We start from the raw sequence: 26,307 nt of genomic DNA, 5'->3' as shown, positions 1-26,307 counted from the left end.
TGCTATCGTGTTTCGACTCGCCGCTCACGCGCGGCACGCATGCACCACGCAAACAAAAGGAGTCGAACACCATGGATCTGGGTCTTGCCGGCAAGGTGGTTCTGATCACGGGCGGCAGCAAGGGAATCGGCTTTGCCTGCGCGAAAGCGTTCGCGAGCGAAGGCGCGAAGGTCGCCATCGTTTCGCGCGATCCCGCGAATCTCGCCCGCGCGCGCGAACAACTGGCGAGCGCGGGGTATCACGTGCATCTGGCGCGAGCCGATCTGCACGAAGCGCATAGTGCCGAGGATGTCGTCGAGGAAGCCAGCGCCGCGCTCGGTCCTATCGACATTCTGATCAACAGCGCGGGCGCCGCGCGCCGCTACGGTCCCGATTCGCTCGACGCCGCCGCCTATAAGGCCGCGATGGACGCCAAATATTTCTCCTACGTCTATCCGCAGCAAGTCGTGCTCAAGCGCATGGCCGAACGCCTGCGCGAGCATCCGGACGCCGAGCCGGGCGCGATCGTGAATATCGTCGGGATGGGCGGGAAAATCGCATCGGATATTCATATCGCGGGCGGCGCGGCGAATGCAGCGCTCATGCTCAATACCGTTGGCCTTGCGCATCACTATGCGAAGCTGGGCATTCGCATCAACGCGATCAATCCGGGCTCGACGCTCACGGAACGCGTGGAAGAAGCGCTCGGGCTGGAAGCGCAACGCTTGGGCGTGACGCGCGAGCAGGCGCTGGCAGACAGCCAGAAGAAGGTGCCGCTCGGGCGCTATGCAAAACCGGAGGAAATCGCGGATGTCGCGCTCTTTCTGGCGAGCCGCCGCGCGAGTTACGTGTCGGGCGCGATTATCCCGATGGATGGCGTGACCTCGCCGATCATTTGATGCGATTTGATGCGTCGCGGCTTCGGTTTTCCGCCGAAGCCGCGAGCCAGAGACAGTTCTACAGAAACCGGTGGCCGACCCACCAGCCCGCCGCCGCCAGCAGCGCGGATGCCGGAATGGTCAGAATCCAAGCCCACACGATATTGCCCGCGACGCCCCAGCGCACCGCGCTGAACTTCTGCGTCGCGCCGACGCCGACGATCGCGCCGGTGATCGTGTGCGTGGTGGACACGGGAATGCCGAGGAAGGACGCGACGAACAACGTGATCGCCCCGCCCGTCTCCGCGCAGAAACCCCCGACCGGCTTGAGCTTGGTGATCTTCTGCCCCATCGTGCGCACGATGCGCCAGCCGCCGAACAGCGTGCCCAGACCCATCGACAGATAGCACAGGCCGATCACCCAGATCGGCGGCGCATCCGCGGCGGCGGACGCGTAGCCGGTCGCAATCAACAGCATCCAAATGATGCCGATGGTCTTCTGCGCATCGTTTCCTCCGTGCCCAAGCGAATACAGTCCCGCCGACACGAGTTGCAGCCGCCGAAAGCGCCGGTCCACCTTCGACGGCGGCGTGCGGAAGTACAGCCACGACACCAGCAACATGAAGAACGAGCCGAGCACGAAACCGAGAATCGGCGAAATGAAGATGAACGCGACCGTCTTGAGCAGCCCGTCCCAATTGAGCGAGCCCCAGCCGGATTTGGCCAGCGCCGCGCCCACCAGCCCGCCGATCAGCGCGTGCGACGAACTCGACGGAATGCCGTAGATCCACGTGACGATATTCCAGCCGATCGCCCCGACGAGCGCGCCGAAGATGACGTAATGATCGACGATGTTCGGGTCGATCGTGCCCTTGCCGACCGTCGCCGCCACCTTCAAATGAAAGATGAAGTACGCGATAACGTTGAACGCCGCCGCGAACGCAACAGCCTGCTGCGGCTTGAGCACGCCCGTTGAAACGACGGTGGCGATGGAATTGGCGGCGTCGTGGAACCCGTTCATGAAGTCGAACAGGAGCGCGACGATGACGAGCAGGGAAACGGCCCAGATGGCGAGTTGAATCGATTGCATCGGATGGTGTGTGTTCTTGCCGGCATCGCGGCGCGAAACCGGTTGTCGTCGTGGCCCGCCGCTTTCTTGTCAAGCGGCGAGCCCGGGCGGCGGGATCAGGCGTTTTCCAGCACGATGCCTTCGATGATGTTGGCGACGTCCTCGCACTTGTCGGTGATCGTCTCCAGAAGCTCGTAGATGGCCTTGAGCTTGATGAGGTTCTTCACGTCGTCTTCCTCGCGGAAGAGCTTCGACATGGCCGAGCGCAGCACGCGGTCGGCGTCGGACTCCAGACGGTCGATTTCCTCGCAAATCTTGAGGATTTCGCTTGCGCGCTTCATATCGGCCAGCAGTTCGACGGCATGCTGAACGCGCAGCGCCGTGGCCGTGCAGATATGCGCAAGCTGGCTCGCTTCCGACGTCACCGCGCGCACGTCGTACAGCGAAATGGCCGTGGCGACGTCTTCCATCAGATCGAGGATGTCGTCCATCGTCGTGATGAGCTTGTGGATTTCGTCGCGGTCCAGCGGCGTGATGAACGTCTTGTGCAGCAGATCGATGGTTTCGTGCGTGAGCTTGTCCGCGCGCTTTTCGTTCGCCTGCACGTTCTGCTTGTGCAGTTCGGCTTCGTCGAGGTTGTCGATCAGCAGTTCGAGTTCGCGGCTGGCATCGACCATGCATTTCGCGTGGGCGTTGAAAATCTCGAAGAATTTGCCCTCGGTGGGCATGAAACGACCGAACATGAAAATCCCGATAGATGGGTCAATGAAACATACATCAAACTGACATATTGTACAGGCGCGTAAGAGCCCGCGCACCGCGCGCGTGGGTGCGCGTCGGTGGGGATTTATGTCTTGACAGGCAAGGAGATTGGCTTATTCGCTGCCGTAGAAGGTCTGCGCGCCGGCGAAGTTGTCGAACTTCGTGTACTGACCGTGGAACGTGAGCCGCACCGGCCCGATCGGACCGTTACGCTGCTTGCCGATGATGATCTCGGCCGTGCCCTTGTCCGGGCTGTCCGGGTTATAAACTTCGTCGCGGTAGATGAACAGGATGATGTCCGCGTCTTGTTCGATAGCGCCGGATTCGCGCAGGTCGGACATGATCGGGCGCTTGTTGGGCCGTTGCTCCAGACCGCGATTCAACTGCGACAAGGCAATGACCGGCACATCGAGTTCCTTCGCCAGACTCTTGAGCGAGCGTGAGATTTCCGAGATTTCGGTCGCGCGGTTTTCACCACCGCTGCCGGAACCGGACATCAGTTGCAAATAGTCAACGATGATGAGCCCAAGCTTGCCGCATTGCCGCGATAAGCGCCGCGCGCGGGAACGCAATTCCATCGGATTCAAACCGCCGGTTTCATCGATGAAAATCTGCGCCTCGCTCATTTTCTGCACGGCGTGCGTGAGCTTCGGCCAGTCTTCGTCGGTGAGCCGCCCCGTGCGCATGCGATGCTGATCGAGCCGCCCCACGGAGCCGAGCATCCGCATGATGAGCTGCGTACCGGGCATTTCCATGGAGAACACGGCGACGGGCAGGCCATACTCCACCGCCACGTATTCGCCGACGTTCATCGAGAAAGCCGTTTTACCCATCGACGGCCGCCCCGCCACGATGATGAGCTCACCGCCATGCATGCCCGAAGTCATGCGGTCGAGGTCGATGAACCCAGTCGGCGTGCCGGTCACATCGCTCGGATTCGCCGTGTGATAGAGCGTGTCGATCCGCTCCACGACTTGCGTGAGCAGCGGCCCGATCTCCAGAAAACCCTGCGTGCCGCGCGCGCCGTCTTCCGCGATGGAAAACACGCGGGCTTCTGCTTCATCCAGAATCTGGCGGACTTCCTTGCCTTGCGGATTGAAGGCATCGGCGGAAATTTCATCGGCCACTGACACGAGCCGCCGCAGCACCGCACGATCGCGCACGATTTCCGCGTAACGGCGGATATTCGCCGCGCTCGGCGTGTTCTGCGCCAGCGCGTTGAGATACGCGAGACCGCCGACTTCCTCGGCCTTGCCGGAACTCGTCAGCGATTCATAGACGGTGATGACGTCGGCGGGCCGCGTGGTCGCGATCAGCTTGCCGATATGCTCATAAATGAGACGATGGTCGTAGCGATAGAAATCGCCCTGATGCATCACATCGGCGATACGGTCCCATGCCGCGTTATCCAGCAGCAAGCCGCCGATCACCGATTGCTCGGCCTCGATCGAGTGCGGCGGGACTTTCAGCGCATCGAGCTGCGGGTCTTTGGACGGTGCGTTCATGGGATGGAATTATCGATTAATGTCGCGCCACAGGCTACGTTCGGACGAAAAAAAACGGAGCCGTTGAGGCTCCGCTTTTCCGTACCGCTCGCGAGACCCGGAAGTCTCGCGTCAAACTTACGCGTGCTCGCCGAGCACCGACACCGTGACGTCGACCAGCACGTCCGTGTGCAGCGCCACTTGAACCGGATGGTCGCCCACCAGCTTGAGCGGCCCTTGCGGCAGACGCACTTGCGCCTTTTCCACTTCGGCGAAGCCTTGCTTCTTGAGCGCTTCAGCGATATCGGCGTTCGTGACCGAGCCGAACAAACGGCCGTCCACACCTGCCTTCTGCGAAATCTGAACCGTGAAACCGTTCAGCTTTTCGCCTTGCTTTTGCGCGACTGCCAGCTTTTCAGCCGCAACCTTTTCGAGTTCGGCGCGGCGAACTTCGAATTCGGCGATTGCGTCCTTCGTGGCGCGGCGAGCCTTCTTGCCGGGGATCAGGAAGTTACGTGCGTAGCCGTCCTTGACCTTGACGATGTCGCCGAGGTTGCCCAGGTTGACGACTTTTTCCAAAAGAATGATTTGCATTTTTGGCTATTCCTTATGCGTCGTCTGATTAGGCCTTGTGCAGGTCGGTGTACGGCAGGAGCGCGAGGAAACGCGCGCGCTTGATTGCCGTGTCGAGCTGGCGCTGATAGTGCGCCTTCGTGCCAGTCAGACGAGCCGGCGTGATCTTGCCGTTTTCGCCGATGAAGTCCTTCAGCGTTTCCGTGTCCTTGTAGTCGATGTACTCGACACCGGCTGCCGTGAAACGGCAGAACTTCTTGCGCTTGAAGAGCGGGTTTTGTTGCTGACGACGCTTGTCGAATTTCTTACCAGTCGGGCGGGGCATGATTAGTCCTTTCCAATGTCCTGCAATTCTGTGATGTGAAACACCAGGGTTCGCGCGTTGCGGCTCTTTTTCGCCAGAAAGCCCGTGAAGCGTGTTTCGACGCCCATCGGACAACTTTCCAGTCTGCCGCTCGCTTCACCGGCCGCGACCGCCTGCAGTGTCAGTTCGATTTTCCGGGCGATGCCCGCTTCGACGACTTCTGCCGCGTGTTGCAACGTGCAGCTTGCGATCGGAATGCCTGCGGGCGTGTATCGCACCGGTTCGCGTTCCACGACGCTCGCTGTCAGTTGCAGCCGGTTCACTGAATTCCTGGTGGCTGTGACAGTTCGAAACTGTCCTTAGGCCTGCGCTTCGGACGGCTGGCTGGCCGCCTTCTTGGCTTCTTCGCGCTGCACTTCCTTCATCATCGGCGACGGGCCGGTTTCGGCCTTCTTCAGCTTGACGATGAGGTGACGCAGCACGGCGTCGTTGAACTTGAACGCGTGTTCCAGCTCTTCGAGCGTGGCTTGATCGCATTCGATGTTCATGCAGACGTAGTGAGCCTTCGCGAGTTTCTCGATCATGTAGGCCAGTTGGCGGCGGCCCCAGTCCTCGATACGGTGGATCTGGCCACCGTGCGACGTGATCGTGCTTTTGTAGCGCTCGATCATGGCGGGCACTTGCTCGCTCTGATCGGGATGCACGATGAAGACGATTTCGTAATGACGCATATTCACTCCTTGTGGATATAAGCCACCCGGGCGTCGGACCGGTGCGGCAAGTGAGAAGCCTGCGAATATAGCGCGTTTCGCTTGTTCAGGCAAGTCTGATGGACGTTTCCCGAAAGATTTCAAGCAGTTACGCCGATGGCGCAACTTTCACGCGAGGCGGCTGCGGCTCGCCCGGAAGTGTCAACGGACGCTTCCAGTAATCCGGCTGCGCGTAAATTTCCTTCAAATAATCAATGAAGTAGCGCACGCGCGCCGGAATGTAACGCTGCTGCGGATAGACCGCGAGGATGTCGTAATCGGGCAGTTCGAACTCGTCGAGCACGGTTTCCAGTTCGCCCGCCGCGAGTTGCCGCTGGATCTCCCAGGTCGAGCGCCAGCCCAGCCCCAGCCCTTCCGACGCCCAGCGATGCAGCAATTCGCCATCGTTGCAATCGAGATTACCGGACACGCGCACCGTGACGAGCTTCCCGTTGCGCCGAAAGTACCAGCCGCGGTTCTGCCCGCCCTGAAGATTGAACGCCAGACAGTTGTGATTCGGCAGGTCTTCGAGCGTCTTCGGCCGCCCGTGTTTCTTGAAGTAAGCGGGCGTGCCGCACACCACGCGCCGGTTGCTCGCCAGCTTCACCGCGACGAAGTTCGGGTCCACCGCTCCGCCGATGCGTATCGACAGGTCATACCCCTCGCGCACGAGATCGACCACGCGGTCGGTCAGATTGAACGACATCTGCAATTCGGGCTTGTCGCGCACGAAAAGCGGCGCGTGCGGCGCGACATGCATGCGCCCGAACGCCGCCGGCGCCGACACGATCAAATGCCCGCCCACCGCGCGCCGTCCCGCCGCGAGTTCGTTCTCCGCCTGATCCCATTCCGCCAGCAGATTCTTGCAGCGGTCCAGAAACGCCGCGCCGTCCTCGCTGATGACGAGCCGCCGCGTCGAGCGATACATCAGCTTGACGCCCAGGCGCTTTTCCAGCGCGTCGATGCGTCTGCCGAGAATCACGGGCGACACGCCCTCCTCCAGCGCCGCCGCCGCGAGGCTGCCCGCCTCCGCCACGCGCACGAAGGTTTCGATCTGCTTGAAGCGGTCCATCTCGTGTCTCCAGCCGTGCCTTGTCAAACGGGCATTCGATACTTTTTGTTTGGGAAAAAACGACCGTAGCTGATCTTATCAAACCTTTTACACACTCTTAAAGTGCAACTGAACCCTGCTTCCAAGCAGACAGCCATTCGAGACGAAGACCCCCAGGAAGGAGACAACCATGCCCAAGATGAGAGCCGTCGACGCAGCCGTCCTCGTGCTGGAAAGAGAAGGAATCGATACCGCGTTCGGCGTGCCGGGTGCGGCCATCAACCCGTTCTATTCGGCGATGAAAAAATCCGGCGGCATCAGCCACGTGCTGGCGCGGCACGTCGAAGGCGCATCGCACATGGCCGAAGGGTATACGCGCGCGGCGCCGGGCAACATCGGCGTTTGTATCGGCACGTCGGGCCCGGCGGGCACGGACATGATCACCGGCCTTTATTCCGCCCAGGCCGATTCGATCCCCATTCTCGCGATCACCGGTCAGGCGCCGCGCGCGCGTCTGTACAAGGAAGACTTTCAGGCCGTCGATATCGAATCGATCGCCAAGCCCGTCACGAAGTGGGCGGTGACCGTGCGTGAACCCGCGCTCGTGCCGCCCGTGTTCCAGCAAGCGTTCCATCTGATGCGTTCGGGCCGTCCGGGTCCGGTGCTGGTCGATCTGCCGATCGACGTGCAACTCGCCGAGATCGAGTTCGACATCGACACCTACGAGCCGCTCCCCGTCTACAAGCCGCACGCGACGCGCGCGCAGATCGAAAAAGCGCTCTCGATGCTCAACGAAGCGGACAAGCCGCTGATCGTGTCCGGTGGCGGCGTGCTGAACGCGGCGGCGGAAGATTTGCTCGTGCAATTCGCGGAAACGCTCGGCGTGCCGGTGATCCCGACGCTCATGTCGTGGGGCGCGATTCCCGACGATCATCCGCTGATGGCCGGCATGTGCGGTTTGCAGACTTCGCACCGCTACGGCAACGCGACCATGCTCGCTTCCGACTTCGTGCTCGGTATCGGCAACCGTTGGGCGAACCGTCACACGGGCAGCGTCGAGGTGTACACCAAGGGCCGTAAGTTCGTGCACGTGGATATCGAACCGACGCAAATCGGCCGCGTGTTCGGTCCGGATCTCGGCATCGTGTCGGATGCGAAGGCCGCGCTCGAACTGTTCGTCACCGTGGCGAAGGAATGGAAGGCTGCGGGCAAGCTGAAAGACCGCAGCGCGTGGGTGACGGATTGCCAGCAACGCAAGCGCACCATGCAGCGCAAGACGCACTTCGAAAACGTGCCGATGAAGCCGCAACGCGTCTACGAAGAAATGAATCTCGCGTTCGACCGCGACACTTGCTTCGTCACGACGATCGGTCTCTCGCAGATCGCGGGCGCCCAGTTCCTGCATGTGTTCAAGGCGCGCAACTGGATCAACTGCGGTCAGGCCGGCCCGCTCGGCTGGACGATTCCCGCCGCGCTCGGCGTGCGTGCGGCGGACCCGCAACGCAAGATCGTCGCGCTTTCGGGCGACTACGACTTCCAGTTCATGATCGAAGAACTCGCGGTGGGCGCGCAATTCAAGCTGCCTTACGTGCATGTGGTCGTGAACAACTCGTACCTCGGGCTGATCCGTCAGGCGCAGCGCGGCTTCGAGATGGACTACTGCGTGCAACTCGCGTTCGACAACATCAACGCGCCTGAACTCGATGGTTACGGCGTCGATCACGTCGCGGTGGCCGAAGGTCTCGGTTGCAAGGCGCTGCGCGTGTTCAAGCCCGAAGAGATCGCCCCGGCGCTGAAGAAAGCGCAGGCATTGGCCGCCGAACATCAGGTGCCGGTCGTCGTCGAAATGATTCTGGAGCGCGTGACCAACATCGCGATGGGCACCGAAATCGACGCGATCAACGAGTTCGAGGAACTCGCGGAAAAGAAGGCGGATGCACCGACCGCCGTGACGCCGCTCGACTGAGTTTTCGAGCGATCCACTGACCGACCAACAGGACCCAACATGCCGAAATTTGCCGCGAATCTGACGATGCTGTTCACCGAACTCCCCTTCCTCGACCGCTTCGAGGCGGCGGCGAAGGCGGGCTTCAAGGCAGTCGAATTCCTGTTCCCTTACGCGTTTTCGATTGGCGACATTCAGAAGCGGTTGAAGGACAACGATCTGCGCATCGTGCTGCACAACTTGCCTGCGGGTAACTGGGAAGCGGGCGAGCGCGGCATCGCTTGTTTGCCGGATCGCGTGAACGAGTTTCGCGAAGGCGTGCCGCGCGCGATCGAATATGCGAAGGCATTGAACGTGCCGCAACTGAACTGCCTCGTCGGCATTCCGGGTGCGGGCGTGTCGGCGGAACAGGCACGCACGACCATCGTCGAGAACCTGCGTTTTGCAGCGGATGCGTTGAAGAAAGAAGGCATCAGGCTGCTCGTCGAGCCGTGCAATTCATACGACATTCCGGGCTTCGCGCTGAACCGTTCGAAGGAAGGTCTGGATGTGATTCAGGCCGTAGGTTCGGACAACCTGTTCCTGCAATACGACATCTATCACATGCAGCGGATGGAAGGCGAACTGGCCGCGACGATCAAGAAGAACCTGGCGAAGATCGCGCACATTCAACTGGCCGACAACCCCGGCCGCAACGAGCCGGGCACGGGTGAAATCAACTATCCGTTCCTGTTCGATCTGCTCGATGCGCTCGGCTATCAAGGTTACATCGGTTGCGAATACAAGCCGCTCGACGGCACCGAAGCGGGCCTCGGCTGGCTTCAATCCATCGGCGGCATGAAGGCGCAACGCGTCACCGCTTAAAGACGCTTAGCGATACATAGAGACACACGAAAGGAGGAGCATTCAGCATGGCAACCATTGGTTTCATCGGCCTGGGCATCATGGGCGCGCACATGGCGCGCAACCTTCTGAAGGGCGGCCACAAGCTCGTCGTGAACGGCAAGTTCCCGGTTCCCGAGGACATCCGCGCACAGACGCAAGTCGTCGACGATTCGAGCGCGGTGGCGAAGGCGAGCGAGATCGTCATCACCATGGTTCCGGACACGCCCGATGTGAACGCCGTCCTGTTCGCCGACGATGGCGTGGCAAACGGTCTGTCCAAGGGCAAGCTTGTGATCGACATGAGCTCGATCAACCCGCTCGACACGCAGGAGTTCGCGAAGAAGATCAACGCGCTCGGCTGCGATTATCTCGATGCACCGGTTTCCGGCGGCGAAGTCGGCGCACGCGACGCGACGCTCACGATCATGGTCGGCGGCCCGGAGAAGTCGTTCGCTCTGGCCAAGCCGCTGTTCGATCTGATGGGCAAGAACATCTCGCATATCGGCGATAACGGCGCGGGCCAGACGTGCAAGGTCGCGAATCAGATCATCGTCGCGCTGAATATCGAAGCGGTGGCGGAAGCGTTGTTGTTCGCGGCGCGTTCGGGTGCGGACCCGGAGCGTGTGCGCAAGGCGTTGATGGGTGGCTTCGCGGCATCGCGCATTCTCGAACTGCATGGCGAACGCATGACCAAGCGCACGTTCAATCCGGGCTTCAGGATCGAGCTGCATCAGAAGGACTTGAATCTGGCGCTCGATGGCGCGCGCAAGATGGGTCTCGCCCTGCCTCATACCGCGAGTGCGCAGCAGTTGTTCAGCGTGTGCGCGGCGAATGGCGGCAAGGCGTGGGATCACTCGGCGATGGTGCGTGCGCTCGAAATCATGTCGAACTTCCAGGTGGCGCAGGAACCGGAGCAGGCGAAAGCCGCTGCCTGACCTGTCCATCTGCACCGTGGGGCGTCCCGCGTATGGGCACGCGGGACAAATGCCGCTCTGGGCTGAGAGCGGCAAGTGGGGTCCGAGAGCGGCACCCGGCGGTGCGCCGGGTAAGCCTTGGTCGGTCAGACGGTTTCTCGTCGGGTGTCCGCGGTCGGATTTTTGGGTTTTTTCTTGGTGGTGTGGGGGTGTTGGCTTTTTGTCGTGGAAGGGGTTGCTGTTGGTTGTGTCTTTATTGCAGTAGCCGCCTCCCCGGCGGGGGGGTAACTTTCTTTGCTGCTGCAAAGAAAGTCACCAAAGAAAGCAGCTTTTTACACCATGCACGCTGGCTGGAGAGGGTTGGTCTGGATTAACCGATACAGTGGCCGCAATAGGGCTTGCCACGCATAACTTGCCGCTTAGGCAACCTGGCGATTGCGCGCTCGAATTCTTTGGTCTTAGTGGATCGCAGTCATTCATTCGGCCATGCGCTGCGCGCGCCGAGAACTTTAGAACGGAATCCCGCAGTCTATAAGTGCCCAGCCACATCACGCTTCTCCGCAAGATTGCTATTCGGTCCTACCTTGGTTAGTGCTCCGACTAAAAGGTGCGTGCGTTGGTGTGTGCGCTTTGCTCAGAAGCGCTTACCAAGGTTGGGCCCAATGGGAGGAGGTGCGATGCGGTGTGATGTGGCTGGGCACTCATACGCTGCGGGATTCCGTTCTAAAGCTCTCGGCGCGCGTAGCGCATGGCCGAAAGCATGACTGCGGTCCACTTAGACTTGACTATTCGAGCGCGTAATCGCTAGGTTGCCTAAGCGGCTAGTTATGCGTGGCAAGTCCTATTGCGGCCACTGCATCCGTTAATCCGGACCAACCCTCTCCAGCCATCGTGCATGGGGTAAAAAGCTGCTTTCTTTGGTGACTTTCTTTGCAGCAGCAAAGAAAGTTACCCCCCCGCCGGGGAGGCGGCTACTGCAATAAAAGCCCAGACAACAGCAGCCCTTTTCGCTCTCAATAAGTATCAAAAACCCGCTGCAAATCCTTCGCATTCGACGCAAGCGCCAACATCAACAAAACCCGAGCCTTAAAGGGATTGAGCGTCCCCGCACTCACCGACCCGAGCGCATCATCCGATGCCGCGCCATTGCGCATCACATGCCCCGAACCGACGCGCGACGAACGCACCACCGCCACGCCGTGCTTCACCGCATCCACGAGTGCTTGGGTGATATTGGCATGCATCGAGCCATTACCCGTGCCCGCGACCACGATGCCCTTCACACCCGCCGCCACTAACGCATCGATACCCACACGCGACACGCCCGCATAGCTCGCGACGATTTCCACCATCGGCCATTCATCGACGATGGCGAACTCGCTTGCACCGGTGTGCGGACGCGTGGCCTCGCGCTGAAACTCGACCAGCCCATCCTGCACGAAACCAAGCGCACCGAATTCGGGTGAGCGGAACGCATCGACGGCATACGTACTCGTCTTGGTGACATCACGCGCGCAGTGAATCTGATTGTTGAACGCGACAAGCACGCCCTGCCCCGCCGCACGCGCGGATGCCGCGACCGTGACCGCATTGAGCAGATTGAGCGGACCATCGGCGGACAGCGCGCTCGACGGACGCATCGCAGCGGTCAACACCACGGGCTTGTCACTCGTCACAGTCAGATGCAGCAAATACGCTGTTTCTTCGAGCGTATCCGTGCCATGCGTGACGACGACGCCATCGATATCGTCCTGCGCGAGCAGCTCGTTGATGCGCCGCGCAAGCATCGTCCACAGCGCAACGCTCATATCCTTGCTGTCGATGCTCGCAATCTGTTCCGCATGAATGCGCGCGACGGCAGCGAGCGCAGGCACGGCATCGAGCAATTTATCGACGCCGACGACGCCCGCCTTATAACCCGCTGTCTTGGATGCATCGCCCGCCTGTCCGGCGATGGTGCCGCCCGTGGCCAGCACCGCGATGCGAGGAAGTGAGGAAGTATTCATGCCGGCGATTGTAAATCAGCCGGCCACGATTCAAGCCGCTTCCCGAAGCTGCGAAGCAATCTGCGCTTCGTTCAACTGCGGCGCGAACATCTCGATCAGCCGGTACGCATACGCGCGCAGGAACGCGCCCTTGCGCAAGCCCACGCGCGTCGTGCTCGCCTCGAACAGATGCTGCGTATCCAGCGCCACGAGTTCCGTATCGCGCCTGGCGTCATACGCCATCGCCGCCACGATTCCGATTCCCATGCCCAGTTCCACATACGTCTTGATGACGTCCGCATCGATCGCGGTCAACACGATATCGGGTAACGCGCCCGCACTTGCGAACGCCTGATCGATATGCGAGCGGCCCGTGAAGTCGATGTCATACGTGACGATCGGATACTCCGCGATCTGTTCCAGCGTGATGTTCGCAACGCCAACCAGCGGATGATCCTTCGGCACCACCACCGTGTGATGCCACGAATAGCACGGAAACGTCACGATATCCGGATAACGGTCGAGCGCTTCCGTCGAAATGCCGATATCCGCCTCGCCATTGATGATCATTTGCGCGATCTGTTGCGGACTGCCCTGACGCAACGCGAGATGAACCTTCGGGAATACTTCGGTGAACTGGCGAATCACTTTAGGCAACGCGTAACGCGCCTGCGTGTGCGTGGTCGCCACAACCAGATGCCCGTTGTCCTGATCCGCGAACTGGCGCGCGACGCGGCGCAAATTTTCGGCATCGAGCAACATGCGCTCGATCAGTTGATGCACCTGCTTGCCCGGCTCGGTCAGACCCGTGAGGCGCTTGCCGCGTCGAATGAAGATATCGACGCCGAGTTCGTCTTCGAGATCCTTGATCTGCTTGGACACGCCCGACTGCGACGTATAAAGCACGTTGGCCACTTCGGTCAGATTCATGTTCTGACGCACGGCCTCGCGCACGAAGCGCAATTGCTGAAAATTCATCTCGCCTCTCCTTTACTTTTTAGTTCTTTGCCTGCGCGGGGAACACACGCAATGCACGCGGCACGGCGGTCACGCCATCGCCGACATTGAGCTTGAGTTCACGCCACGATTCGCGATCCAGTTCCGCTTCGAGCACGCTGCCCGCGTTGCCTTCGAGTTCGACGCGCACGGAACCGCCCAGCGTCACCACGCGCCGCACACCGACCACGATGCCATCGCGATGCGCGCCATCCGCCGGATACAGCGTGAGATCGTGAGGACGCACGTAGGCGAGCGCGGGACCTGCGAAATGCGCCTGCGCCGTGATGGGACGCGATGCGCCATCGGCGGTGAAGCCGGTTGCATCGACGTGACCTTGCAGGCGGTTGGCCGCACCGAGGAACTCATAAACGAACGACGTTTGCGGATGATCGTACACGTCCTGCGGACTCCCGACTTGTTCCACATGCCCGTGATTCATCACGACGATCCGATCCGCCACTTCGAGCGCTTCTTCCTGATCGTGCGTGACGAACAGCGTCGAGATATGCAGATCGTCATGCAGGCGACGCAGCCAGCTACGCAGTTCCTTGCGCACTTTCGCATCGAGCGCGCCGAAGGGCTCGTCGAGCAGCAGCACTTTCGGTTCGACGGCGAGCGCGCGTGCCAGTGCAATACGTTGCCGCTGTCCGCCTGAAAGCTCGGAAGGAAAGCGTTGCGCCAGCCAGTCCAGTTGCACGAGCTTGAGCAGTTCATGCACTTTCTCGCGGATGACCGCTTCCGAAGGACGTTCGCGGCGCGGCTTCACGCGCAGTCCGAACGCGACGTTTTCGAAGACGGTCATATGGCGGAACAGCGCGTAATGCTGAAACACGAAGCCGACTTGACGTTCACGCGCGCCGACTTCGGCGACGTCTTCACCGTGCAGCACGACCTGACCGGCATCCGCGAATTCGAGGCCTGCGATCACGCGCAAAAGCGTGGTCTTGCCGCAGCCCGAAGGCCCGAGCAATGCGACGAGTTCGCCCGCCGGAAAATCGAGCGTGACGTTGTCGAGCGCGGTGAAATCGCCGAAGCGCTTCTGCAAATTGCGTACGTTGATGCTCATGATTTTTTACGCCCCTAAGCCCTGTGCTTTTGCGCTGGCTTCGCGGGCGGCCAGCGTCATGCGGCGCTCCGCGAGCAGCTTCAGTCCCAGCGTGACGAGCGCGAGCAACGCCAGAAGCGATGCCACCGCGAACGCGGCCGAGAAGTTGTATTCGTTGTAGAGAATCTCGACGTGCAGCGGCATGGTGTCGGTCTGTCCGCGAATGTGGCCGGAGACGACCGATACCGCGCCAAACTCGCCCATCGCGCGCGCGTTGCAGAGAATCACGCCGTAGAGCAGACCCCAGCGCACGTTCGGCAGCGTCACGCGCCGGAAAATCTGCCAGCCGGATGCACCGAGCACATGCGCGGCTTCTTCTTCGTCGTTGCCTTGCGATTGCATCAACGGAATGAGTTCGCGCGCGACGAACGGGAACGTGACGAAGATCGTCGCCAATACGATGCCCGGCACCGCGAAAATAATCTGCACGTCATGCGCCGCGAGCCACGGACCGAACCAGCCTTGCGCGCCGAACATCAGCACGTAGATAAGGCCCGAGATGACCGGCGACACCGAGAACGGCAAGTCGATCAGCGTGGTCAGCAGCGCTTTGCCGCGAAACTCGAACTTGGCGATGGCCCACGACGCCGCCAGCCCGAACGCCACGTTCAGCGGCACCGCAATCGCCGCCGTGATGAGCGTGAGCTTGATGGCGGACCACGCATCCGGGTCCTTTAGTGATTCGAAGTAATAGTCGATGCCCTTCGCGAACGCCTGCACGAACACCGCGACGAGCGGCACCACCAGAAACAGCGCGAGAAACACGAGCGCGACCGCGATCAGCAGCCAGCGGATCAGGCGCGGTTCGGTCACAGGATTGAGCGTGTTGGCCTCGCGCCGGACGACCGCGTTGAGCGCGACGGCTTTGCCATTGGGCGTGCTCATGCGTGACCTCCGTCGTGCGGCTGTGGCGCGAGTTGCAGCGAACCCGCGACGACGGGCACCGCGCCCGTTCTGCTCGTGCGCCGCTGAAGGAACCATTGCAGCGTGTTGATGAGCAGCAACATCAGGAAGGACACGCACAACATCACCACGGCAAGCGCGGTGGCGCCAGCGTAATCGTATTGTTCCAGCTTCGTGATGATGAGCAGCGACGTGATCTCCGACTTCATCGGCACATTGCCCGCGATGAAGATCACCGAACCGTATTCGCCGAGCGCGCGCGCGAACGCCAGCGCGAAGCCCGTCAACAACGCGGGAAACAGCGCGGGCAGTACGACGCGGCGGAACGTGAGCCAGCGCGTCGCGCCAAGGCACGCAGCGGCTTCTTCCTGCTCGCGCTCGAAGTCTTCCAGCACCGGCTGCACTGTGCGCACCACAAACGGCAAGCCGATAAACGTCAGCGCCACCAGCACGCCCAGCGGCGTGAACGCCACCTTGATGCCGAGCGGCGCGAGATACTGGCCGATCCATCCGTTGCTCGCGTAGACCGCCGCCAGCGAAATGCCCGCGACCGATGTCGGCAATGCGAACGGCAGATCGACGATGGCATCGACAACACGCTTGAAGGGAAACTCGTAGCGCACCAGCACCCACGCGACGAGAAAGCCGAACACGGCGTTCAGGCACGCGCCACCGAGCGCCGCGCCGAACGTCAGCCGGTACGACGCGAGCACGCGCGGCGAAGTCACCGCGCTCACGAACTGCGGCCAGTGCAGCGTGGCCGTTTTCGCGAAGGTGGCCGCCAGCGGAATCAGCACCACGAGGCTCAGATAAGCCAGCGTGATGCCAAGTGTCAGTCCGAAGCCGGGTAACGCGCTCGGCTTCCTGAATGTGAGGGTCGTCATCCTTGATCCATTCTTTCCATTGCGCCGGGGTGGGCGCTTACGTCTCATGACGATGCGCGGCGTCGTGTGCGCCGCGTCATCGCGTTATGCCTTACTGCGGCTGATAGATCGAATCGAACACACCGCCATCCGCGAAGTGCGTTTTTTGCGCCTTCGCCCAGCCGCCGAAGGTGTCATCGACCGTGTAGAGCTTGAGCTTCGGGAACTGCTTCGTCAGATCGGCAGGTACCTTGTCCGAACGCGGACGATAGAAGTTACGCGCGGCAATCTGCTGGCCTTCGTCGCTGTATAGATACTTGAGATACGCCTCGGCCAGCTTGCGCGTGCCGTGCTTGTCGACGACCTTGTCCACCACCGCGACCGGCGGCTCCGCCAGAATGCTCACCGACGGCACCACGATCTCGAACTTGTCCGTGCCGAATTCCTTGACCGACAGGAAGGCTTCGTTTTCCCAGGCGATCAAGACATCGCCCTGACCGCGTTGCACGAAGCTCGTGGTCGCGCCGCGCGCGCCGGAATCGAGCACGCCCGCGTTCTTGTAGACCTTGGTGACGAAATCCTTGGCGGTCTGCTCGTTGCCGCCCGGCTTGTGCTGCGCATACGCCCACGCCGCGAGATAGTTCCAGCGCGCGCCGCCCGAGGTCTTCGGGTTTGGCGTGACGATCGAGACGCCCGGCTTGGTCAGATCGTCCCAGTCCTTGATGTGCTTCGGGTTGCCCTTGCGCACCAGAAACACGATGGTCGACGTGTACGGAGAAGCGTTGTCCGGCAGACGCTTCTGCCAGTCCGCGTTGACGAGTCCTTTCGATGCCAGTGCATCGATGTCATAGGCGAGCGCCAGCGTCACGACATCGGCCTGCAAACCGTCGAGCACCGCGCGCGCCTGTCCGCCCGAGCCGCCGTGCGATTGCTTGAAGGTCACCGTCTCGCCGGTGTCTGCCTTCCACTTCTTCGCGAAAGCCTGATTGAAATCCTGATACAGCTCGCGCGTGGGATCGTAGGACACGTTCAAAAACGCCGTATCGGCGTGCGCCTGCGTCACCGCGCCGATGCTTGCCGCCGTCAGCGCGAACGCTGCAAACAAGCGCCGCGCGTTCAGTCCCAATCCCGTCTTGAAGCTTTGCATTCCCCGTTCTCCGTCTTATTGATTGACGGAATCAGTCTAACGACGTCTCTATATGATTAGAAATAATCGTTTTTCACTCTTTTATACCTATCCAAGCTGATAAGCATATTCCTGGAGCAAGAAAGCAGTGTTCGGGTTTAGACGACGCAAACGTGGGCCAGCGCGCGCGAACTTAAAGTAAAGCTTGAAAAGACCGAAATACTGTATAAAAATACAGTCACCTGTCCATCCATACAGTGAATCGGGACCTAAGCCTGTGACAAACAAGATCACCAAACTCACCGCGCGGCAGCAGCAAGTGCTGGAACTGATCCAGCGCGCGATCGAGCGCACCGGCTTTCCGCCCACGCGCGCGGAGATCGCCGCCGAACTCGGCTTCAGCTCGGCCAACTCGGCGGAGGAGCATCTGCGGGCGCTGGCGCGCAAGGGCGTGATCGAACTGGCGGCGGGTTCCTCGCGCGGCATTCGATTGCTGGGGGAATCGTCGCGTGAGGAGCAGCATCAGTTCACGCTTCCGCATCAGAGCATCATGCAGTTGGCGCTGCCGCTGGTCGGGCGTGTCGCGGCGGGTAGTCCTATCTTGGCGCAGGAGCACATTTCGCAGACTTACGTGTGCGATCCGGCGCTTTTCTCCAGCAAGCCGGACTATCTGCTGAAAGTGCGCGGTCTTTCCATGCGCGATGCCGGCATTCTCGATGGCGATTTGCTCGCGGTACAAAAGCGCACTGAAGCGAAGGACGGCCAGATCGTCGTGGCGCGGTTGGGGGATGACGTAACCGTCAAGCGCTGGAAGCGGCATCGCGATGGTGTGGAACTGATCGCCGAGAACCCGGATTACGAGAACATTTTCGTGCGCGCAGGCAGCGGGGAATTTGCACTCGAAGGCATTGCTGTCGGCCTGATTCGTTCGGGCGAATTCTGACGTTTTTCGCTTCAACTCCTTGTCCGCTCGAAGAAAATTCTTAATTCGAGACAAGAAATGTCTTAAGCCGGGCGGACACTGACTCCATGAACTGCGCCTGATACAAGCCACGGCGCTTCGAACATAACAAGCACGACGGCCCTCGTTCAGGGTGGCCGAGGTGCGTCCTATCGTCTGGAGAGTCACCATGGAACGTTTTGCCCGCTTGCTGCCCTTCCGCCAGTTCGGTCGTCTGCGTCATCTGCGCACGCTCATCGCTTGCGGCATTGCGCGTCAGCCGAGTACGCCCGACCTGTTCGACGAAATGCCCGCGTTGCCGTCGCGTCAGCCTGCGTTCGCGCGGGTGTCGCTCAACAGCACGGTGCGGGCGTCGGAGGAACAGCGTGCGGGCGTGCGGGTGTATCGCGGTCCGTCGCGTGTGATTCTGGTGGGCAAGATCGATGAGGTGTCGCGCATGATCGACCGGTGTATCGATGAGGAACGCGCGGGGATCACGGGCGGGATTCTCGCGTAATTGATGCAGCGTCGGGATAAATGCGGTCGGCGCGCGGTCAATGCACAATTGACCCTTCGCAATAGCAACAGAGAATCCGCGACCGCATGTCCTGCACTACACGTTACGTTGTCACCACGCTCGTCGTCGTTCTGCTTGTGGCGGCGCTCGGTTTTGTCTATGCCTCGCCTTACATCGCGCTCGATCGTGTCAAGCGTGCGGCCGATGCCCGCGACGCGCAGACCGTCAACCAGTACGTCGATTTTCCCGCGTTGCGCGCGAGTCTCAAGGATCAGGTCGGCGCGTTGCTTACGCGGCGCGTCGATATCCAGAAAAGTGGCAATCCGCTGGCGATCATCGGAGCCATGATCGGCGCGGCGCTCGTCGGGCCGCTGGTGGATTCGTATGCCACGCCGGATGGCGTCGCGGCCATTTTGAACGGCATTCCGCCGCGCGGCGATCCGGGCGAGCGGCCGCCTGAGCCTGCCAGCGTCGAAGTGCCCGCTGCCCCTTCGCAGCCGACGGCAAAGAAGCCGCCCCAAACCACCGCTGGTTATCGCAGCTTCGACACCTTCGTCGTGACCTACCAACACGGCGCAGGCGATGCGCGCTACTCCGCGATCTTCCACCGCAACGGGCTTATCAACTGGAAGCTCGTCGCAGTGGACCTGAACGGCTGAAACCAGCCTAAGCGCTCGCTTCTGCCTTAACGGGTTTAGCCTCGTAAGCCGCTTCGTCCTCCGCTTCCGCAGATTCGCCTGCCTGACAAACCGCAACCAGAATGCTGCAATTCACGCGATCGAGCAGCGGCGTATTGCCCGCGCCCATCCACCAGCGCGCCAGCCCGTTACGGCAGCGGTGACCCACCACGACGAGATCGACCTTCAGGTTGTCCGCCAGATTCGCGATTTCATCGATCGGATGACCGAACGCGAAATGCCCCTGCGCCGCCAGACCGCGTTCGCGCAGCCAGTCCACGCCTTCCTGAAGAATGTCGCGCGCTGCATCCTCGAAACGGCCGCACGCCATATCCGTAAGCAGTCCCGCGCTCTGCGCGATGCTGGAACGCATGTCCACCACGGCCAGCACATGCGTTTCCGCGTTGAGGTCGAGCGCGAGATTCGCGCCCTGACGCAACGCCTTGCGGCCTTCCCGTGAGCCGTCGTAGCACAACAGAATCTTGCGGTAGCTTGTCATGGTCAATCTCCCTGCCGCGTGGTGTGGCGGCTCAACATGCGCTTACTTCGCCTGGGCACCCGCGTTCGTCGTGAAGCGCGGATGCATGCGGCGTGGCTTCATCATCGTGTGTCGGTTCGTGCGTGGCAACGATGGAAAACGCTAAGCCGCGCACACGCGCGCCAAGGCTGTTAGCGCGCCGCGTGCCAGCCTGCCGCACACGCACGGCCAGCAAGGCTCCGAGCGTTTCAACCGCACAAGCGAACGCGCCCGCGCGCACAGCTTTGACGCCCTTTCGCCGCGCCCGATGGCACGTCAGCGCTGCCTTGGTGCATTGGATTACACTAGCCGGCTGAATTGCTTATGCGAATTAATGCGGATCGATTGCATGACTGATCAAACATTGCACGACCAAACAACGAACGAAGCCGCCATCGAGTTCAGCGAAGTCAGGAAACACTACGGCACGAAGCGCGTCGTCGATGGTCTCTCGTTCGACGTGCGTCGCGGCGAATGCTTCGGTCTGCTCGGCCCGAACGGCGCGGGCAAGACCACGACGCTCAAGATGCTGCTCGGCATAACTTCGCCGGATAGTGGTGCGATTCGTCTCGTCGGTGAACCGGTGCCGGCGCGCGCGCGTTTCGCGCGTCAGCGTGTAGGCGTGGTGCCGCAGTTCGACAACCTCGATCCAGACTTCACCGTCCGCGAAAACCTGCTCGTGTTCGGGCGTTATTTCGGTCTTGCAGGCGCGCGCATGGACGCACTCGTGCCATCGCTGCTCGAATTCGCGCGTCTGGAAAGCAAGGCGGATGCGCGCGTCGGCGAGTTGTCGGGCGGCATGAAGCGTCGATTGACGCTCGCGCGCGCCCTCGTCAACGATCCCGATGTGCTCGTGATGGACGAACCCACCACGGGACTCGATCCGCAGGCGCGGCACATGATCTGGGAGCGTCTGCGTTCGTTGCTCGCGCGCGGCAAAACCATCTTGCTGACCACGCATTTCATGGAAGAAGCCGAGCGTCTGTGCGACCGGCTTTGTGTGATCGAAGAAGGCCGCAAGGTCGCGGAAGGCCGTCCGCGCGAACTGATCGAAACCGTGATCGGCTCGGACGTGATCGAGATTTACGGTCCCGATCCACAGGCGCTGGCCGCAGAGCTCACGCCGTTCGCGCAACGCATCGAGATAAGCGGCGAGACGCTCTTCTGCTACGTCGAAGATCCGCAACCCGTGCATGCGCGCGTGAAAGGTCGCGCGGACGTGCGGTATCTGCATCGGCCGGCGAATCTCGAAGATGTATTCATGCGTCTCACGGGCCGTGAGATGGTGGACTGAACGAATATCGACATGGACACATTGGACCCAACCCGCGTCAAGACACGCCGCGCGCATCTCAAGCACGACGATGCACCGAGCCTCACGCCGTTTTCGAACGCGCTGCCCGCCAACGCCACGAACTGGATGTCGGTCTGGCGGCGCAACTATCTCGTCTGGAAGAAGCTCGCCATCGCCTCGATGATCGGCAATCTGGCCGATCCGATGATCTATCTCTTCGGCTTAGGCTTAGGACTCGGGCTGATGGTCGGTCACGTCGAGGGCGTGTCGTATATCGCGTTTCTCGCGGCGGGCACGACCGCTTCCAGTGTGATGATGTCCGCGAGCTTCGAGGCCATGTATTCCGGCTTTTCGCGCATGCATGTACAGCGCACGTGGGAAGCGATCATGCACACGCCGCTCACGCTCGGCGATATCGTGCTCGGGGAAATCGTGTGGTCGGCGAGCAAGTCGGTGCTCTCGGGCGCGGCGATCATGCTGGTGGCGGGCGCGCTCGGCTACGCCAGTTTTCCGTCGATGCTGATCGCGCTGCCGGTCATCGTGCTGACAGGCCTCGCGTTCGCCAGCACGGCGATGGTAATTACCGCCATCGCGCCGAGTTACGACTTTTTCATGTTCTATCAGACGCTCGCGCTCACGCCCATGCTGCTGCTCTCCGGCGTGTTCTTTCCGGTGACGCAGTTGCCGACAATAGCGCGGCATGTGACGCAGGTTTTGCCGCTGTATCACGCGGTCGAACTCATGCGCCCGGCCATGCTCGGACGTGCGCTCGATGGCGTGCCGCTGCATGTCGGCGTGCTGCTCGCGTATGCGATCGTGCCGTTTCTGCTGTGCGCGTGGCTGTTTCGGCGGCGGATGATGAAATAACGCCTACGCGTAGTGCTTCATGGCCTGCCAGAACTGCGGCCACGGTTGACGCGGGCCTTCGCACACAAAAATCTCGCGTGCGGGAATGGAACTGTTCTGAATGTCGATGCCCGTATCGATACGCGCCGCCAACCTGCACGAAACCAACTCGCGTTGCACGATGTCTTGCGGTAAGCCCACGACGATCAAAGGCTTCGGCGGTGGCTCGCCGTAACCGCGAAACCACAGCGAGTTTGTTCCTGAGATGACGCGCGGCAAATGCAACGCCTCGCCAAATAGCGCTATGGCCTCGGCCTGTCCCGTATCCGCTACAAGAATGCCTGCACCAGCGGGCAAGGAATCGCGTACGCGCGCGATGGTCGCGACCAGTTCCGGCCATCCGAGTTCTTCGTTGAAATTGCCACCGTTGATTCGGTCCGATACACGCCACCATGCGGAACCAACCGGCGCTACCGGCAACACGGGCGCCGCGCCAAGCACGCCCGCCACCGCGAGCGCGACCCACACAAGCCGCAAGCGAATCCGATCACACCACACCGCGCCCGCTGCAAGCAACATTGGATACGCTGGAGCGAGGTAATAATCGCGTCCTTTCGTGACCACGAAAAGCACGAGTGGCACCACGAACATCCAGCCGAGCGCGCGAAAGCGCTGGCCTTGAGCATCGAAGAAAATGAAGTACAGGCCGGCGATCCAGAGCGGGACCGTGAACACGTTTGTCGCGATAAGAAACTGACCGAGCAGGAAACCGTGATCGCGTCCGAGGCGAACATCGCGTGCGTGAATGCTTTTCAGAAAATCCAATGAGATGAAGTCGTGCCGCCACTCCCACAAGATATGCGGCAGAACGATCAGCACCGCGAGCGCCACGCCGCCCCAAAAGTACGGATTCCGAACGTATCGCCGCGCGGGCGTCAGCACGAATCCCGCGCCGATGCCTACAGCGAAGAACGCCATCGTGTACTTGGTCATCATGCCCGCGCCGATTGCCGCACCGATGCCCAGACACCAGCGCGGATTGTCGGAAGCAAGCAAACACGTCATCGCGCAGGCCGCCGCGACCCACCAGAGATAGTCGAGGCTGACGTACTCGAACATCGTGCCCTGACTCAGCGCGACCGGACTGATCGCCGATGCGATTGCCGCGACGATCTGCGCGCGGCGACTGCCACCGAGTTGCCGCGCCATCAGACCGGTGAGCATCAGCGCGATGCTCATCGCCAGCGACGAAAACAACCGCAGCCCGACAAGCGATGGTCCGAACAACGCAAACGCCACACGCGCGAGAAACGGCGTCAGCGGCGGCACGCCGACATAACCCCACGCCAGCTCGCTCGCATCGGAAAGCGTGGAAAGTTCATCGCGATGAAAACCGTAGCGGCCATTTGTCGCCGCGTGCAGTGCGAGCAACATCACGCCCAGCAAAAGCAAGGGCGCAAGATCATGAAAAAAGGTCCGGGAGAATCGCATGCAAAACCCGCCGCATCACGCGCAAGAAAAAAGCGGCGAACGAATCGCCGCTTCGATGCGCATGACCACGCCGCGCCCTACTTCACCGGAAATTCCTTATGCCCGCCGAAGCCGAAGCGCATGGCGGAAAGCATGCGTTCCGGGAACGATTCGGCATCGCGCGAGCGGAAGCGCGTGTAGAGCGCCGCCGACAACACCTGCGCGGGCACCGCTTCCTCGATCGCCGCCTCGATGGTCCATCGCCCCTCGCCGCTGTCGGCCACTTCGGCGGAGTAATGGTCGAGCTTGCCATCGCCCGCGAGCGCGCCCGCGGTCAGATCGAGCAGCCACGACGACACCACGCTGCCACGTCGCCACACTTCGGCCACGTCCGCGAGATCCAGCGAGTAACGCTCGTTCTCGGTCAGATCCTTCGAGTCCTTGTGCTTGAGAATGTCGAAGCCTTCGGCATAAGCCTGCATCAGCCCATACTCGATGCCGTTATGCACCATCTTCACGAAGTGTCCCGAGCCGACCGGTCCGCAATGCATGTAGCCGTTCTCGACGCGCGCATCGCGTCCTTCGCGGCCCGGCGTGAGCGGCACGTCGCCGCGTCCCGGCGCGAGCGTCGCGAGAATCGGATCGATGCGGCGCACGACTTCATCCTCGCCGCCGATCATCATGCAGTAGCCGCGCGTGAGGCCCCACACGCCGCCCGACGTGCCGACATCCACGTAATGGATACCCTGCTCCGCGAACTGCGCGGCGCGACGGATATCGTCCTTGTAGAAGCTGTTGCCGCCGTCGATCACCACGTCGTCGCGGCCGAGCATCTTATGCAGGTCGCCGAGCGTGTCTTCGGTGATCTTGCCTGCGGGCAGCATGAGCCAGATGACGCGCGGCGCCTGCAGTTTGCTCACCAGTTCGCCGAGGTCCTTCGAGCCGGTCGCGCCGTCGCCGACGAGCGCCTGCGTGGCCTCGGGCGCGTGATCGTAGACCACGGCCTGATGTCCGTCCCGCATGAGCCGTCTTGCGATGTTGCCGCCCATGCGCCCCAATCCTACGATGCCGATCTGCATGATGGAGTCACTCCTTGCTGTTGGATTTCACGCGTTCGATCTGTTTCTACGCCGCGATGTCACTCGTTCGCGGCGCGCAACCAGAACCATCGAGCAAATGTAGTGCCTTGATTGAGACAGGCGCTGCATCGCGAGTGTTGCGGCCAAGGGCATTCATGCTGCCACATTCGCGCGCCGGCCATCCTCATTCGCGGCAAGTGCCTGTACGCAAAGCGTTTTCAGGACTTGCCGCGAATGGCATCACGGCGCCGGATTCGGCTGACGCTCGTGCAGCGCGTCGATTTCCGCGAGGATTTCATCGGACAGTTCGATGTGTACGCTGCCGATGTTCTCCTTCAATTGCGCCATCGTCGTCGCGCCGATCAGCGTGCTCGCCGTGAACGGCCGCGTGTTGACGAAGGCCAATGAAAGCTGCGCGGGCGTGAGGCCGTGACGCTTCGCCAGTTCGACATACGACGTGACCGCCGCGACCGCCTGCGGCTTGCTGTAGCGCTGAAAACGCTCGAACAGCGTGATGCGCGCACCCGCAGGCCGCGCACCGCCTTCGTACTTGCCGGAAAGCCAGCCGAACGCCATCGGCGAATACGCGAGCAGGCCGACGCCTTCCTTGTGCGTGAACTCCGACAGCCCGAGTTCATACGTGCGGTTCACCAGACTGTACGGATTCTGAATGCTGACGATCTTCGGCAAACCGGCCTTTTCCGCCGCGCGCAGAAATTGCGCGACGCCCCACGGCGTTTCGTTCGACACGCCGATATGCCGCACCTTGCCCGCCTTCACGAGCGCGCCCAGCGCCGCGAGCGTTTCCTCGATCGGCACCGTGTATTCGTCTTCCAGATACGGATAGTTCGAGCGGCCGAAGGTCATCGTGCTGCGGTCCGGCCAGTGCAGTTGATACAGATCGACGTAATCGGTCTGCAAGCGCTTGAGGCTGCTGTCGATTGCCTCGTTGATGTTCTTCGCGTCGAACTGATTGCCCGCGCCGCGAATGTGACGCGGATTGTGCGGCTGCCGCGCCGGTCCGGCGATCTTGGTGGCGAGCACGATATCGCCGCGCTTCGCCTGATTCTTCGCGAGCCATGTGCCGATGTACTCCTCCGTGCGGCCCTGCGTTTCGGGGCGCGGCGGCACGGGATACATTTCGGCGGCATCGATCAGATTCACGCCTGCGGCCAGCGCATGGTCGATCTGCTCGTGCGCTTCCTGCTCGGTGTTCTGCTCGCCCCATGTCATGGTGCCAAGCCCGATGAGGCTCACCTCGACACCCGAATCACCCAGCTTCCTGAACTTCATTGTTTGGTTCCCTCTTGATTTGTTAGTTTGATGTGTGCAACGCGTCGGCGCTTTGTCAGCGGTGCGTTCCGGCATGTCGGCCGACCATCGCAAAACCTAT

The 26,307-nt window shown here is 61.4% G+C and carries 27 protein-coding genes; 9 read left to right on the top strand and 18 right to left on the bottom strand.

From position 1 onward, the window contains the following. Window positions 1–71 precede the first annotated feature (71 nt). Entirely contained in the window at window positions 72–878 is an 807-nt protein-coding gene (locus ACZCWR_RS10460) for an SDR family oxidoreductase (protein WP_487300696.1), read from the top strand. A gap of 58 nt (window positions 879–936) precedes the next feature. On the opposite strand, the gene ACZCWR_RS10455 is transcribed toward ACZCWR_RS10460, so the two are convergent. From ACZCWR_RS10455 to ACZCWR_RS10420, 8 genes are all read right to left on the bottom strand, one after another. Continuing rightward, on the bottom strand, window positions 937–1,947 hold the full coding sequence (locus ACZCWR_RS10455) for an anion permease (protein ID WP_487300695.1): 1,011 nt from the start codon (window positions 1,945–1,947) through the stop codon (window positions 937–939). A 95-nt stretch (window positions 1,948–2,042) separates the two neighbouring features. Next, window positions 2,043–2,669 (bottom strand): DUF47 domain-containing protein, encoded by a 627-nt coding sequence (locus tag ACZCWR_RS10450; RefSeq protein WP_487300694.1) that lies wholly within the window; start codon window positions 2,667–2,669, stop codon window positions 2,043–2,045. 132 nt (window positions 2,670–2,801) lie between these two features. Next, window positions 2,802–4,193 carry a replicative DNA helicase gene (locus tag ACZCWR_RS10445; RefSeq protein WP_487300693.1) on the bottom strand — a complete coding sequence of 464 codons (1,392 nt, stop codon included), beginning with the start codon at window positions 4,191–4,193 and terminating at the stop codon, window positions 2,802–2,804. A 117-nt stretch (window positions 4,194–4,310) separates the two neighbouring features. Beyond that, complete coding sequence (gene rplI, locus ACZCWR_RS10440; RefSeq protein ID WP_487300692.1) at window positions 4,311–4,766, bottom strand: 50S ribosomal protein L9; 456 nt, start codon at window positions 4,764–4,766, stop codon at window positions 4,311–4,313. Between the two features lie 28 nt (window positions 4,767–4,794). Then, a complete protein-coding gene (rpsR, locus tag ACZCWR_RS10435) occupies window positions 4,795–5,070 on the bottom strand; it encodes a 30S ribosomal protein S18 (RefSeq protein WP_007000150.1) in 276 nt (91 codons plus the stop codon). Between the two features lie 2 nt (window positions 5,071–5,072). Next, a complete protein-coding gene (gene priB, locus ACZCWR_RS10430) occupies window positions 5,073–5,372 on the bottom strand; it encodes a primosomal replication protein N (protein ID WP_007000151.1) in 300 nt (99 codons plus the stop codon). A 36-nt stretch (window positions 5,373–5,408) separates the two neighbouring features. Beyond that, window positions 5,409–5,780 carry a 30S ribosomal protein S6 gene (gene rpsF, locus ACZCWR_RS10425; RefSeq protein ID WP_487300691.1) on the bottom strand — a complete coding sequence of 124 codons (372 nt, stop codon included), beginning with the start codon at window positions 5,778–5,780 and terminating at the stop codon, window positions 5,409–5,411. Between the two features lie 127 nt (window positions 5,781–5,907). After that, complete coding sequence (locus ACZCWR_RS10420) at window positions 5,908–6,870, bottom strand: substrate binding domain-containing protein (RefSeq protein ID WP_487300690.1); 963 nt, start codon at window positions 6,868–6,870, stop codon at window positions 5,908–5,910. A gap of 169 nt (window positions 6,871–7,039) precedes the next feature. Between ACZCWR_RS10420 and gcl the strand changes: the two genes are divergently transcribed. Genes gcl through ACZCWR_RS10405 form a run of 3 tightly spaced genes read left to right on the top strand, consistent with a single transcriptional unit; the run spans window position 7,040 to window position 10,614 of the window. Then, window positions 7,040–8,815 carry a glyoxylate carboligase gene (gcl, locus tag ACZCWR_RS10415; RefSeq protein WP_487300689.1) on the top strand — a complete coding sequence of 592 codons (1,776 nt, stop codon included), beginning with the start codon at window positions 7,040–7,042 and terminating at the stop codon, window positions 8,813–8,815. Window positions 8,816–8,854: 39 nt separating this feature from the next. Further along, on the top strand, window positions 8,855–9,658 hold the full coding sequence (gene hyi / locus ACZCWR_RS10410) for a hydroxypyruvate isomerase (RefSeq protein WP_487300688.1): 804 nt from the start codon (window positions 8,855–8,857) through the stop codon (window positions 9,656–9,658). 47 nt (window positions 9,659–9,705) lie between these two features. Next, window positions 9,706–10,614 carry a 2-hydroxy-3-oxopropionate reductase gene (locus ACZCWR_RS10405; RefSeq protein ID WP_487300687.1) on the top strand — a complete coding sequence of 303 codons (909 nt, stop codon included), beginning with the start codon at window positions 9,706–9,708 and terminating at the stop codon, window positions 10,612–10,614. A gap of 992 nt (window positions 10,615–11,606) precedes the next feature. On the opposite strand, the gene ACZCWR_RS10400 is transcribed toward ACZCWR_RS10405, so the two are convergent. The 6 genes from ACZCWR_RS10400 to ACZCWR_RS10375 form a co-directional block, all read right to left on the bottom strand. Continuing rightward, on the bottom strand, window positions 11,607–12,599 hold the full coding sequence (locus ACZCWR_RS10400) for an asparaginase (RefSeq protein WP_487300686.1): 993 nt from the start codon (window positions 12,597–12,599) through the stop codon (window positions 11,607–11,609). Between the two features lie 30 nt (window positions 12,600–12,629). Then, window positions 12,630–13,556: a CysB family HTH-type transcriptional regulator gene (locus tag ACZCWR_RS10395; protein WP_487300685.1), complete on the bottom strand. Its 927-nt coding sequence runs from the start codon at window positions 13,554–13,556 to the stop codon at window positions 12,630–12,632. 19 nt (window positions 13,557–13,575) lie between these two features. Then, the gene (locus ACZCWR_RS10390; protein WP_487300684.1) at window positions 13,576–14,643 is read right to left on the bottom strand and encodes a sulfate/molybdate ABC transporter ATP-binding protein; all 1,068 of its coding nucleotides are present in this window, start codon (window positions 14,641–14,643) and stop codon (window positions 13,576–13,578) included. 6 nt (window positions 14,644–14,649) lie between these two features. Then, window positions 14,650–15,567: a sulfate ABC transporter permease subunit CysW gene (gene cysW, locus ACZCWR_RS10385; protein ID WP_487300683.1), complete on the bottom strand. Its 918-nt coding sequence runs from the start codon at window positions 15,565–15,567 to the stop codon at window positions 14,650–14,652. Then, on the bottom strand, window positions 15,564–16,469 hold the full coding sequence (gene cysT, locus ACZCWR_RS10380; protein ID WP_487300682.1) for a sulfate ABC transporter permease subunit CysT: 906 nt from the start codon (window positions 16,467–16,469) through the stop codon (window positions 15,564–15,566). The genes cysW and cysT overlap by 4 nt, the downstream gene beginning before the upstream one ends. Before the next feature lie 91 nt (window positions 16,470–16,560). Beyond that, window positions 16,561–17,595: a sulfate ABC transporter substrate-binding protein gene (locus ACZCWR_RS10375; protein ID WP_487300681.1), complete on the bottom strand. Its 1,035-nt coding sequence runs from the start codon at window positions 17,593–17,595 to the stop codon at window positions 16,561–16,563. 268 nt (window positions 17,596–17,863) lie between these two features. Between ACZCWR_RS10375 and lexA the strand changes: the two genes are divergently transcribed. The 3 genes from lexA (at window position 17,864) to ACZCWR_RS10360 (ending at window position 19,690) form a co-directional block, all read left to right on the top strand. Next, window positions 17,864–18,517, top strand: a complete 654-nt coding sequence (gene lexA / locus ACZCWR_RS10370; RefSeq protein ID WP_487303301.1) for a transcriptional repressor LexA — start codon at window positions 17,864–17,866, stop codon at window positions 18,515–18,517. Between the two features lie 187 nt (window positions 18,518–18,704). After that, on the top strand, window positions 18,705–19,031 hold the full coding sequence (locus ACZCWR_RS10365; protein ID WP_487300680.1) for a hypothetical protein: 327 nt from the start codon (window positions 18,705–18,707) through the stop codon (window positions 19,029–19,031). A gap of 86 nt (window positions 19,032–19,117) precedes the next feature. Next, complete coding sequence (locus ACZCWR_RS10360; protein WP_487300679.1) at window positions 19,118–19,690, top strand: DUF2939 domain-containing protein; 573 nt, start codon at window positions 19,118–19,120, stop codon at window positions 19,688–19,690. A gap of 7 nt (window positions 19,691–19,697) precedes the next feature. Here ACZCWR_RS10360 and ACZCWR_RS10355 read toward each other — a convergent pair whose 3' ends face one another. After that, a complete protein-coding gene (locus tag ACZCWR_RS10355) occupies window positions 19,698–20,207 on the bottom strand; it encodes a universal stress protein (RefSeq protein ID WP_487300678.1) in 510 nt (169 codons plus the stop codon). A gap of 367 nt (window positions 20,208–20,574) precedes the next feature. On the opposite strand from ACZCWR_RS10355, the gene nodI reads away from it, so the two are divergent. Both nodI and ACZCWR_RS10345 read left to right on the top strand, forming a co-directional pair. Further along, complete coding sequence (gene nodI, locus ACZCWR_RS10350) at window positions 20,575–21,519, top strand: nodulation factor ABC transporter ATP-binding protein NodI (RefSeq protein WP_487300677.1); 945 nt, start codon at window positions 20,575–20,577, stop codon at window positions 21,517–21,519. Between the two features lie 12 nt (window positions 21,520–21,531). Beyond that, entirely contained in the window at window positions 21,532–22,386 is an 855-nt protein-coding gene (locus tag ACZCWR_RS10345; RefSeq protein ID WP_487300676.1) for an ABC transporter permease, read from the top strand. 3 nt (window positions 22,387–22,389) lie between these two features. Here ACZCWR_RS10345 and ACZCWR_RS10340 read toward each other — a convergent pair whose 3' ends face one another. From ACZCWR_RS10340 to ACZCWR_RS10330, 3 genes are all read right to left on the bottom strand, one after another. Further along, on the bottom strand, window positions 22,390–23,856 hold the full coding sequence (locus tag ACZCWR_RS10340) for a glycosyltransferase family 39 protein (protein WP_487300675.1): 1,467 nt from the start codon (window positions 23,854–23,856) through the stop codon (window positions 22,390–22,392). 77 nt (window positions 23,857–23,933) lie between these two features. After that, entirely contained in the window at window positions 23,934–24,914 is a 981-nt protein-coding gene (gene gnd / locus ACZCWR_RS10335) for a phosphogluconate dehydrogenase (NAD(+)-dependent, decarboxylating) (RefSeq protein WP_487300674.1), read from the bottom strand. A 240-nt stretch (window positions 24,915–25,154) separates the two neighbouring features. Continuing rightward, window positions 25,155–26,207, bottom strand: coding sequence for an NADP(H)-dependent aldo-keto reductase (locus ACZCWR_RS10330; protein ID WP_487300673.1), 1,053 nt, complete (start codon window positions 26,205–26,207; stop codon window positions 25,155–25,157). Window positions 26,208–26,307 lie beyond the last annotated feature (100 nt).

Source organism: Caballeronia sp. A2-2, from assembly GCF_057612605.2.
The sequence above is the reverse complement of the archived record's forward strand: the minus strand, read 5'-3'. Positions and strand labels throughout refer to the sequence as shown.

What these genes read in the sequence shown, in the direction of transcription:
- ACZCWR_RS10460 (WP_487300696.1), top strand. Translation starts at nt 72, where the DNA reads ATGGATCTGGGTCTTGCCGGCAAGGTGGTTCTGATCACGGGCGGCAGC.
- ACZCWR_RS10455 (WP_487300695.1), bottom strand. Translation starts at nt 1,947, where the DNA reads ATGCAATCGATTCAACTCGCCATCTGGGCCGTTTCCCTGCTCGTCATC.
- ACZCWR_RS10450 (WP_487300694.1), bottom strand. Translation starts at nt 2,669, where the DNA reads ATGTTCGGTCGTTTCATGCCCACCGAGGGCAAATTCTTCGAGATTTTC.
- ACZCWR_RS10445 (WP_487300693.1), bottom strand. Translation starts at nt 4,193, where the DNA reads ATGAACGCACCGTCCAAAGACCCGCAGCTCGATGCGCTGAAAGTCCCG.
- rplI (WP_487300692.1), bottom strand. Translation starts at nt 4,766, where the DNA reads ATGCAAATCATTCTTTTGGAAAAAGTCGTCAACCTGGGCAACCTCGGC.
- rpsR (WP_007000150.1), bottom strand. Translation starts at nt 5,070, where the DNA reads ATGCCCCGCCCGACTGGTAAGAAATTCGACAAGCGTCGTCAGCAACAA.
- rpsF (WP_487300691.1), bottom strand. Translation starts at nt 5,780, where the DNA reads ATGCGTCATTACGAAATCGTCTTCATCGTGCATCCCGATCAGAGCGAG.
- ACZCWR_RS10420 (WP_487300690.1), bottom strand. Translation starts at nt 6,870, where the DNA reads ATGGACCGCTTCAAGCAGATCGAAACCTTCGTGCGCGTGGCGGAGGCG.
- gcl (WP_487300689.1), top strand. Translation starts at nt 7,040, where the DNA reads ATGCCCAAGATGAGAGCCGTCGACGCAGCCGTCCTCGTGCTGGAAAGA.
- hyi (WP_487300688.1), top strand. Translation starts at nt 8,855, where the DNA reads ATGCCGAAATTTGCCGCGAATCTGACGATGCTGTTCACCGAACTCCCC.
- ACZCWR_RS10405 (WP_487300687.1), top strand. Translation starts at nt 9,706, where the DNA reads ATGGCAACCATTGGTTTCATCGGCCTGGGCATCATGGGCGCGCACATG.
- ACZCWR_RS10400 (WP_487300686.1), bottom strand. Translation starts at nt 12,599, where the DNA reads ATGAATACTTCCTCACTTCCTCGCATCGCGGTGCTGGCCACGGGCGGC.
- ACZCWR_RS10395 (WP_487300685.1), bottom strand. Translation starts at nt 13,556, where the DNA reads ATGAATTTTCAGCAATTGCGCTTCGTGCGCGAGGCCGTGCGTCAGAAC.
- ACZCWR_RS10390 (WP_487300684.1), bottom strand. Translation starts at nt 14,643, where the DNA reads ATGAGCATCAACGTACGCAATTTGCAGAAGCGCTTCGGCGATTTCACC.
- cysW (WP_487300683.1), bottom strand. Translation starts at nt 15,567, where the DNA reads ATGAGCACGCCCAATGGCAAAGCCGTCGCGCTCAACGCGGTCGTCCGG.
- cysT (WP_487300682.1), bottom strand. Translation starts at nt 16,469, where the DNA reads ATGACGACCCTCACATTCAGGAAGCCGAGCGCGTTACCCGGCTTCGGA.
- ACZCWR_RS10375 (WP_487300681.1), bottom strand. Translation starts at nt 17,595, where the DNA reads ATGCAAAGCTTCAAGACGGGATTGGGACTGAACGCGCGGCGCTTGTTT.
- ACZCWR_RS10365 (WP_487300680.1), top strand. Translation starts at nt 18,705, where the DNA reads ATGGAACGTTTTGCCCGCTTGCTGCCCTTCCGCCAGTTCGGTCGTCTG.
- ACZCWR_RS10360 (WP_487300679.1), top strand. Translation starts at nt 19,118, where the DNA reads ATGTCCTGCACTACACGTTACGTTGTCACCACGCTCGTCGTCGTTCTG.
- ACZCWR_RS10355 (WP_487300678.1), bottom strand. Translation starts at nt 20,207, where the DNA reads ATGACAAGCTACCGCAAGATTCTGTTGTGCTACGACGGCTCACGGGAA.
- nodI (WP_487300677.1), top strand. Translation starts at nt 20,575, where the DNA reads ATGACTGATCAAACATTGCACGACCAAACAACGAACGAAGCCGCCATC.
- ACZCWR_RS10345 (WP_487300676.1), top strand. Translation starts at nt 21,532, where the DNA reads ATGGACACATTGGACCCAACCCGCGTCAAGACACGCCGCGCGCATCTC.
- ACZCWR_RS10340 (WP_487300675.1), bottom strand. Translation starts at nt 23,856, where the DNA reads ATGCGATTCTCCCGGACCTTTTTTCATGATCTTGCGCCCTTGCTTTTG.
- gnd (WP_487300674.1), bottom strand. Translation starts at nt 24,914, where the DNA reads ATGCAGATCGGCATCGTAGGATTGGGGCGCATGGGCGGCAACATCGCA.
- ACZCWR_RS10330 (WP_487300673.1), bottom strand. Translation starts at nt 26,207, where the DNA reads ATGAAGTTCAGGAAGCTGGGTGATTCGGGTGTCGAGGTGAGCCTCATC.